The following is an 8,676-nucleotide window of genomic DNA, read 5'->3' on the forward strand; positions in this document are numbered from 1 at the left end:
GCGGAAGCGCAGGTGCTGATGGCCGCCATTGCCTTCAACATGCGCCGCTGGGTGACAATGGCCACCTGACCAAGGCCGCACCGCGCCTAAAAACTGAAAAAACCACCCCCAACCGGCCCAGAACCTGCTCAGGAGACTGAGCCAGGGCAAAAGAACTCGCTTATCCTGTGGCCACATCAGTCAATTCGACGATTATGCAACGGTCCCCGCAGGGGAGAAGAGGGTTCCGGAGTGTGCCGCATATCCCTTCGCCCCGTTTACGGGGAGAAGGTGCGCGAAGGGCGGATGAGGGGCTTTTGTGGCACCGATGAGGGGCTTTTGCAGTCGCAAGAAGCAACAGCACCTCGCTTCAGAATTTTACTCTGGATCGATTCCGCTCCAAACATGCTATACACTCGGCATCGGCCGTCATCCGTTCAGCCCGGCTGCCGTTTTCCCGTTCATCGTCCGCCGGTCACGATCCGGTCAGTATCCGGTTCTATCCACAGTCCATGCAGCAGAATTCGGAAACACGGTGGGGTACTTTCAAGACGGCGCTGGTTGCCTCTGTGGCCGTGCATGTGATTGCCGCAGGCTTCCTGATTTTCGATCTGCCGGCGCCGCAGCCGGACGAACCGGAGGCGGTCAAGGTCGAGATGGTGCCTGATCCGGAGAAGAAGCCCGAGCCCGAGAAGAAGCCAGAGCCGATTAAAGAGCCGAAGCCGCAGGAAGACGTCAAGCCGCTCGAAAAGCGGGTTACCAAGGACGGAGGCGAGCAGGCGCCAAAGGCCAAGCAGCAACAGCAGGCCGAGCAGGTCGTCAAGGAGCAGGCGGACGCGAAGACGGCCGAAGCCGAAAAGGCGCAAGCCCAAAAGGCCGAGGCTGAGAAGGCCGAGCCTCAGAAGGCGGAAGCCCAGAAATCGGAAGTCCAGAAGGCCGAAACCCAGACATCGGAGGCCGAGAAGGCTGAGGCCGCGAAGGCGGAAGCGCAGAAACCTGCGGCGCAGCCGATGCAGCCGCAAGCCTTTGAATCCGCATCCAAAGACGGCGGCAAGGAGGCGGGCGGCGACCGCCCGTCCGAGCAGCAGAAGACGGCCGGGACTGAGCCGCGCACGGAGCGGGCGGCGCCGCTGGCAAACGACAAGGTGCCCGACGACAATCCGCAGGTGCGAAAGCCGCTGGATATGCAGGCGGACACTCCGGCTGCGGCCAAGTTGCCGGAGGTCGATCTGCCGCAATCATCCAGTGCCAATCCTGTGCTCAATGAAGGCGAAGCGCTGATCGAGACGGTTCCGGTCCCGAAAGCCAAGCCGCAGGAGCAGCCGGTGGATGTGGCAACGTCTGATCCGCAAACATCCGCATCGGCGGGTGGCACCGATGCCAGACCCAGCCGCCCGCCATCGGATCTGAAGCAGGCGAGTGAGCTTTATTCGGCCGATACCTTGTCCGATCCGCGCGTGCGTCAGGCGCTGGGCAAGCTGCCCAAGGAACGGCGGATCGCGCAGATGTGCATGATCGAGACGCTGGAACAGGTTCGCCGCGCCCGTCCGGATACGGTGCCGCAGGGGTTGTTCTTCGATCCGCGCAATGGCTCCCCCATCGCCGGGCAGGTGATGACGGCCGGTGGTGCGGCCTACAAGACCGCGCAAGGCTGGATCGATGTCGATTTCCAATGCACCGTCAATGCCGGCACCGATGGCATCACCGCTTTCCGTTTTGCGGTCGGCAGTCCGGTGCCGAAAAGCCAGTGGGAGGCGCGGCGGTTTCCGAAAAACTGAGCCGCAGCCCCTCCGTCTCCCCTACTTGTAAAACCCCTCGCGCAGGTTGATGCCGTGCTCCAGCCAGGCTTTCATGGCGCAGAGCGCGCCGGTCCAGCCCTCGCAATTGCCGTAGGAACCTTTCAGCCCGCGTTCTGTCTGATGCCAGCCTTCTTCCGAGATGGTCACCAGCGTGCGGCCCGTATCGGCAGGCTCGAAGGTCATTGTCACCGTCGTGTCGTATTTCGGCGTGTCCGAGCCCGGTCCCTCATAGGCGGCCCATCGAAGGACGATCTTTTCGTCCTTCACCACCTCGATCACCTCAACCGGAAAGGCGCCGGGAAAATCGTGAAAATCCCAGGTGACGGTAGCGCCGGTTTCGAGCCTTCCCTTGGCACCGCCGGTGGTGAAATAGCGGGACAATTGCTCCGGATCGACCACCGCCTCGAAAACCTCCGATACCGGTCTGGCGATCCGGCCTGCGACCCTGAATTTCAGTTCCATGACTTTTTCTCCTGTTTTTGCTTGTTCTCGGGCTCATTATGTTATAAAAATATAACATGTCAACTGATGAAAAAAACGATAGAATCTTCAAGGCCTTGGCCGCTTCCAGCCGGCGCGCCATGCTCGATATGCTGAAAGACCACCCCCAGACGACGGGGGAGCTCTGCGCGCGCTTTCCCGCGCTCGACCGTTGCACGGTGATGCAGCACCTCAAGGTCCTGGAGGCCGCCGATCTCGTTATCGTCAAGCGCGAGGGCCGCGAACGGTGGAACTATCTCAACCCGCTGCCGATCAAGGACATTCACGACCGCTGGATCGGGCCCTATGCCGCCCAGGCCGTCACTCTGCTCGGCCGCCTGAAGGACGACCTGGAAGGGTAGGGCGCGTCCTGCGCCAGCGCTTTCCACCGGCGCGTCACCGGCGCGCAGAAAAGGGCTTGCCAAATGAAAACTATATCGTAAGATATATCTAGTGTTATATCTTACGAAGGAAGTTTCCTATGTTTGGACGTCATCGCGGTCACGGGCCGCGCCATCACGATGAAACCTGCCGCGAGCGGCATGCCCATGGAGGTCACGGCGGCCATGGCCGTCACGGGCCCGGCCGGTTCGAAGGCGGCTTTGCCTCGCGCGACGGTTTTCGCGCCGGGCGCAAGTTGTCCTCCATCGATCTGCAATTGCTGATCCTGTCGCTCCTTGCCCGCCAGCCCGCCCACGGCTACGAGCTCATCCGCACCATCGAGGAAATCTCCGGCGGCTTTTATGTGCCGAGCCCCGGCATGATCTATCCGGCCTTGACCTATCTCGATGAAATCGGCCATGCGGTGGCCGAGGCCGATGGCAACAAGAAGCTTTTCAGCATCACCGATGCCGGACGTGCCGCGCTCGAAGAGGGCCGGGCGGCGGCCGATCGCATCATCGAAGGCCTTGGCCGCATCGGCGCCAAGATGGATGCCGTGCGCGATGTCTTCGAGGGCCGGGGGCCTGGCGAAGATCCGGAGGCGCACGGCCATCACGCGCTGGAAATCGCCCGCCAGGCGATCAAGGCCTCGCTGTTTCACAAGCGCGGCTGTTCGTCTGAAGAAGCGGCGCGGCTTGCGGATATCCTGCGGCGCGCCGTGGACGAGATCAATCGCGGCTGAAACCGCACAGTTCGAAGGATTTTCCATGACTGAAAGACACGCCGTCGCGCGCGTCCGCCATGAGTTGCGCCGCCGTCTTCTCACCGTCAACACGGCCGAGCGGCTCACCCCGCAGATGGTCCGCGTCACGCTGACCGGCGATGACCTCGAAGGTTTCGTCAGCGCCGGTTACGACGATCACGTCAAGCTGTGCCTGCCGCTTGACGGGCAGGACAGCCCCGTCTGGCCGGTTGGACCCGATGCGCCCGCTTTACCGGACGGCATCGTGGCGTCGCCGATGCGCGATTTTACGCCACGCCGCCACGATGCGGAACAGCGCGAGCTGGTGGTCGATTTCGCCATCCACGCGGCCGGCCCCGCCACGCAATGGGCCTCAGCCGCCCGGCCCGGCAGCAGGCTCGGCGTCGGCGGCCCGCGCGGGTCCTTCGTCGTCAGCGATGATTTCGACTGGTACCTTCTGATCGGCGACGAAACCGCACTTCCCGCCATCGGCCGCAGGCTCGAGGAGCTTCGCGCCGGTGTTCCGGCATTCGTCATCGCCACCGTCGCGGGCGCAGAGGAGGAGCAGGTGTTCGAAACGCAGACCCGGCTTGAAACCCGCTGGATCCACCGCCCGCTGGATAATGCCAGTGACCCCGCCTTCCTGATCGAGGCGGCAAGATCGCTGCCGCTGCCGGACGGAGACGGCTATATCTGGATTGCCGGCGAAAACGACACGGTAAAGCTCCTGCGCCGGTTTTTCGTCGAAGAGCGCGGCCATAACCGCGCCTGGATCAAGGCGGCCGGTTATTGGCGCAAAGGCAGCGCCGGTTTCCACGAGAACCATAACGAAGGCTGAGACGCCTTGAAACCAACGCTGCAGCGGCCACGGACAGGCAGGATGTCCCTGGCCGCGATCGCGTTTTCGCCGTTGATCCTGATCTCTGCGAGGGGTCGAAGAGATTCAAGGGCAACTTTTTACGAATTGCAGCCGTACCATCAGCCATGTAGTCAGGTCTTCGGCCGGAACGGTTCCGATCGGCCTGTGCAACGAGACCTTTGGCAACGAGACCGGGGCAAGGAGACAAGTTGACATGGCGGTCGTACGGGCATTCGGACAATCATCCGCCGATCAGCGGGAAATCGACCGGCTGGCGGCGCTGGACGCTTTCGACCTGCTCGACACGCCGCATGACGAGGGCCTCGACCGGGTGGTCGGGTTGATCAAGGAGATCTTCACCGTCGAGATCGGCATCGTCTCGCTGATCGATGCCCACCGGCAATGGTACAAGTCCTGCGCGGGCATGCCCGTCGATGAGATGCCGCGCCAGGACACGTTCTGCCGTTATGTCGTCGACAGCGAAGAACCCATCATCGTTCAGGATGCCACCCGTGATATCCGGTTTTCACAGCATCCCGCTGTCACCGGCGAGGGCCATATCCGCTTCTACGCCGGTGTTCCCTTGAAGACCAAGGCGGGGCACACGATCGGAACGGTCTGCGCCATCGACCGCCGGCCGCGCTCGTTTGGTAACCGCGACCTGACTATTCTCACGGAATTGTCCGGCGTCGCGATGGACCGGATTTCGCTGATGCAGTCGGCCGCCACCGACAGCCTGACCGAGGCGCTGACGCGGCGCGCCTTCAAGCAGGAGGCCGACCAGCTGATTTCGCTCGCCCTTCGCCACCAGCACGACCTGTCCTGCATCGTGCTCGATGTCGATCATTTCAAACGTGTCAACGACACCCACGGCCATGCCGCCGGCGACGAGGTCCTGAAAAGCGTCGCTGCCACCTGCAAGGCGGCGCTGCGGGCAGGGGATCTGTTCGGGCGTCTCGGCGGCGAGGAATTCGCCATCCTCCTGCCGCATGTGGACCGGGAGGGCGCGGTGGCCGCCGCCGAAAAGGTCCGGGCGCTGATTGCCGGACATCAGGTCGGCGAACAGGCGTTGAAGGTCACCGCGAGCTTCGGCATCTCGGCGCTGTCGATCGTTGGCAAGGATATCGAGACCCTGCTCGCCCAGGCCGATGCCGCCATGTACAAGGCCAAGCATACCGGCCGCAACCGCTGCGTCTCCTGGAGTTCGCTGCAGGCGGAGCAGACGGAGGGGACACGGCGGCGGGTGCTGAAAGCGGGCTCGATCGTCTTCAACGACCGGCGCTCGACCATCGACTGCACCGTCCGATCGCTCGGCAGCGACAGCGCCGGCCTGTCGGTTTCCAATTCCGCCGGCATTCCCGCCGAATTCCTCCTGTCGATCAAGGGCGAAGGCTTCGAGACCCGCTGCCGGGTGATCGCGCAGGACCGGCAAAATCTTGAAGTGGCGTTCCGCTGAGGATTAGAACAGCAAATCTTCTGCAATGAATTCTAGCGACCCACGCAACTATGAAGTTGCGAAAATTCGCTGGCGGAACGAAATTCTATCCTTGGCTACAGCGGAATTTCTTTTGGTCAAGCATCAAGCTGACGCATACTTATTAATTTCGTCGAAGTATAGACGCTCGCTGTCATCCTTAAAGGAAGATTTACTCTCCGAAAGCGAGGATAGCTTCTGGAAAATGTGGACGTAAATGATCTTATGGACGTCGTTCCGCAAATTGTTGTCGTCAGGAGCATCCATTTGGGCATCGGCATCAAGATATAGGTCGAGCAGCGAAAGCAGTCCATCCTTGTCAATCTCGTCTATTTTGCGCCATTCACCAGAACCCACCAACCAAAAATAACCGGATCCATCTTCAATCTTTAAGATCTTCATAAGTCCCGCTCCGTTCTTCGTAGGTTTTCACTCCTGCCTCCAGGTTTCCAAGAAGTATGTCCCTTGTTGGCAGTTCTAATCCGTCCGCAGAGACAAGTCTCTTGCTTGTTGGCAGCCCGGAGAAAATTCGCCACTTGATCTCTGTGCCCGCTACTTCCTTCTGAGTGTATAGGATGTAATCCGGGCGGATCGAAACTCCTACGGTGTTATTGTGGGTAACCACGACCACCGGCATCTTCCTGGACATTTCTTTTATGATTTCATTAACTTCGGCCTTCAGAAAATGGTTGTCGAACGACGACTCTGGTTCATCTATAAGGAGGACATCTGCAGAGCTCGCTCCCTCTATCTTGTCTAGCAAGAAAAATTCCGACCTTTCTCCCCCAGATGCAGAGAGCCCATCCCTATTGAGAATTTTATATTCGACCTTGACAAGATATTTACTGAAATCAGAAGCGTCGACTGGAGATCCGATCTTTCCAAGCTCTTGCAGAAATTCATAGGGGCGATCATATTTGTCGAAGGCTGCGCTAAAGCCTTTGGTCGATCTGGAAAGGTCTTTTAGTTCGCCACCCCTGGTAAATGGCCCGACCTGAGCAACAATCTCAAAGCTTCCTTTTTTCTTCCGAAGCGGAATTTTCGGTTTGCGAGCCGCTTTTACAAGCTCCTCGAATTTGACTATAGCTCTTTTATTGGTTGCGACTTTCAGAAGATCAACGTCCGTTACACTAGGCGCAGATGACTTTCTCTGTAGCCTCCCTTTAATGTCTTGAATGGCAGTGTTCACCCAGTCTTTTTTTATGTTCCCCTCTTTTTGAGAGCTGTAAGTCATCATCAACTCAACGTATAGCGCCCTCAGCGCATCTTGCGGAATATGCTTATCGATTATTGTTCTATACTCAACGTTACTGACGAGGCGTTTTGTCGAAGATATTAGTGTCTCTAGGCCCAATAGGTTTTTTTGCTGAAACGGCTCCTCGTTATAAATCGTAGCTTTCGAGAATGCGTCATGCCTACTTGTGTCACGTGCATAATTTAGCAGCGTGGACACATATTCCTCCACGTCGTCTATATCCGATTGCAGGTCGATTTCGAGCATATGCCCAACCGCCTCTTGCAGATCTGCCAGATACTCGCGGGAAAAAAGGCTGGTTTTCTCACTAAGAAAATCTTTGAATTTTTTTTCGTCTTCTAATTCGTTGCGAGCCACAAGATCAAACTGCCGTATATATTTTGTATCCTTGGCTCCGAACCAATCGTAAATTCTTTGCAGCGTATAAGACTTACCAGACGATCGATCGCCTAACACTACATTCAGGCCAGTTGAAAGCTTCTGACCGTCGGGAAATATCTGGAAGTGGCTATTCCCACCGGTGCTCGACAAAGACACCTTATCTCTGTCCTTAAGCACTTGCCGCAGAGTGCCGAACGTCAGCTCTTCACAATCGACATATGTTTGTTTGGTAGGAAGATCGGAAAGAGTGTCGCTAATTCGACAGTCGCTGAAAAATACTGGCACGAGCATCTCACGGTCCTTGAGACAAGCCATGAATTTTTTAGGGCTGCTGACTTCGCCGCAGTGAATATGACCCTCAAATCGCTCCAAACTTTCAGGGCCGATCTTTGGGTCCTTCAGATAGTGTGGAATGAGGATGTATTGGCGGAGTTCTCCGAATATAGAAACAAATTCGTCATGCCTGAGAGGAGATCCGGTCTTCTGCCATTGCTGTGCCACCAAATCACATCGACTAGAAAAATCAGCTAAATTTCTTCCGTCGGCCAAGACCAAGATGTGAAATTTTTCAACATCAACTTCTATCCCTGGAAGAACAAGGATATCCAGAAATGAACTGATTTTTTCGAATTGATCCCTGTCGAACAGATTATGGTTGGTTATCGCAACACAGTCTAGTTCAGCATCGCGCACATAGCGCTTGAAATTGTCCTTGCTAAACAGAAAATCTCGATCCTGGGAGCTAGTCTTTGTGTGGATGTGTAAATCTATTTTTTTCAAACAAATACCCTCCCATTCTGCATGAAGTTAATATCTGATCTGGGAGGAGGAAACCATGCACTGAATTTTTCCTGCCCTCTTTTCCCGCAAATCGACTTAACGTTCCGCTTTCGCGAATGTCGCTGCCCGATATCTATACACGGCCATGAATACTTGCATCACGCGGGGATGGTGCCGGAGCGCCCGCCAACCGGACGCTACCGCTAACCAGCTGAAACTTCTGGACTTCGCTTGGCCGAAGCGAGACGCGTTTCGCATCCCCGGCCTGACATCATCCCCCAAAATCCCCGCCGTAAAAACCCGTGCCATACTCACTTCGTCCCATCACGGATACACCGGTTTGCGTTGCCGGCGAGGTGGGGCCGGTGCCCGGACGGTTTTGCGGAACGCGCGCAAAATCCCCGGGGCTGCGTGAAAGGTGGTTCTCCTCCGGTTCGCCAATGAACCGGGCGTGCCGGGTTCGTCACGCCGTCTTATGACGGCCCAGGGCGAAACCCCGCCTTATTGAAAAGCCTGGCGGATAAGCGGCCGGGCTGGGGCATTGGA

The 8,676-nt window shown here is 57.7% G+C and carries 8 protein-coding genes; 5 read left to right on the plus strand and 3 right to left on the minus strand.

All coding sequences use genetic code 11. The features are described 5' to 3' along the window. The first annotated feature begins 491 nt into the window (after positions 1–491). On the plus strand, positions 492–1,757 hold the full coding sequence (locus ASD32_RS14090) for a DUF930 domain-containing protein (RefSeq protein WP_060638673.1): 1,266 nt from the start codon (positions 492–494) through the stop codon (positions 1,755–1,757). A gap of 21 nt (positions 1,758–1,778) precedes the next feature. Here the strand turns inward: ASD32_RS14090 and ASD32_RS14095 are convergent, their stop codons facing one another. Then, positions 1,779–2,240 (minus strand): SRPBCC family protein, encoded by a 462-nt coding sequence (locus tag ASD32_RS14095; RefSeq protein ID WP_060638674.1) that lies wholly within the window; start codon positions 2,238–2,240, stop codon positions 1,779–1,781. 56 nt (positions 2,241–2,296) lie between these two features. Between ASD32_RS14095 and ASD32_RS14100 the strand changes: the two genes are divergently transcribed. The 4 genes from ASD32_RS14100 (at position 2,297) to ASD32_RS14115 (ending at position 5,696) form a co-directional block, all read left to right on the plus strand. Beyond that, positions 2,297–2,620, plus strand: a complete 324-nt coding sequence (locus ASD32_RS14100) for a helix-turn-helix domain-containing protein (RefSeq protein ID WP_060638675.1) — start codon at positions 2,297–2,299, stop codon at positions 2,618–2,620. Between the two features lie 119 nt (positions 2,621–2,739). Beyond that, a complete protein-coding gene (locus ASD32_RS14105; RefSeq protein WP_060638676.1) occupies positions 2,740–3,381 on the plus strand; it encodes a PadR family transcriptional regulator in 642 nt (213 codons plus the stop codon). Between the two features lie 25 nt (positions 3,382–3,406). Beyond that, positions 3,407–4,219, plus strand: coding sequence for a siderophore-interacting protein (locus ASD32_RS14110; protein ID WP_060638677.1), 813 nt, complete (start codon positions 3,407–3,409; stop codon positions 4,217–4,219). Positions 4,220–4,454: 235 nt separating this feature from the next. Continuing rightward, positions 4,455–5,696 carry a sensor domain-containing diguanylate cyclase gene (locus ASD32_RS14115; RefSeq protein ID WP_060638678.1) on the plus strand — a complete coding sequence of 414 codons (1,242 nt, stop codon included), beginning with the start codon at positions 4,455–4,457 and terminating at the stop codon, positions 5,694–5,696. A 123-nt stretch (positions 5,697–5,819) separates the two neighbouring features. On the opposite strand, the gene ASD32_RS14120 is transcribed toward ASD32_RS14115, so the two are convergent. Further along, positions 5,820–6,116: a hypothetical protein gene (locus ASD32_RS14120; protein ID WP_060638679.1), complete on the minus strand. Its 297-nt coding sequence runs from the start codon at positions 6,114–6,116 to the stop codon at positions 5,820–5,822. Then, the gene (locus ASD32_RS14125) at positions 6,097–8,130 is read right to left on the minus strand and encodes a PHP domain-containing protein (protein WP_060638680.1); all 2,034 of its coding nucleotides are present in this window, start codon (positions 8,128–8,130) and stop codon (positions 6,097–6,099) included. The genes ASD32_RS14120 and ASD32_RS14125 overlap by 20 nt, the downstream gene beginning before the upstream one ends. Between the last annotated feature and the right edge of the window lie 546 nt (positions 8,131–8,676).

Source organism: Rhizobium sp. Root483D2 (assembly GCF_001426685.1).
Classification (GTDB): Bacteria; Pseudomonadota; Alphaproteobacteria; order Rhizobiales; family Rhizobiaceae; genus Pararhizobium; species Pararhizobium qamdonense.

Bases quoted from the DNA above. Each gene is read 5' to 3' on its own strand.
- ASD32_RS14090 (WP_060638673.1), top strand. From the start codon at position 492: ATGCAGCAGAATTCGGAAACACGGTGGGGTACTTTCAAGACGGCGCTG.
- ASD32_RS14095 (WP_060638674.1), bottom strand. From the start codon at position 2,240: ATGGAACTGAAATTCAGGGTCGCAGGCCGGATCGCCAGACCGGTATCG.
- ASD32_RS14100 (WP_060638675.1), top strand. From the start codon at position 2,297: ATGTCAACTGATGAAAAAAACGATAGAATCTTCAAGGCCTTGGCCGCT.
- ASD32_RS14105 (WP_060638676.1), top strand. From the start codon at position 2,740: ATGTTTGGACGTCATCGCGGTCACGGGCCGCGCCATCACGATGAAACC.
- ASD32_RS14110 (WP_060638677.1), top strand. From the start codon at position 3,407: ATGACTGAAAGACACGCCGTCGCGCGCGTCCGCCATGAGTTGCGCCGC.
- ASD32_RS14115 (WP_060638678.1), top strand. From the start codon at position 4,455: ATGGCGGTCGTACGGGCATTCGGACAATCATCCGCCGATCAGCGGGAA.
- ASD32_RS14120 (WP_060638679.1), bottom strand. From the start codon at position 6,116: ATGAAGATCTTAAAGATTGAAGATGGATCCGGTTATTTTTGGTTGGTG.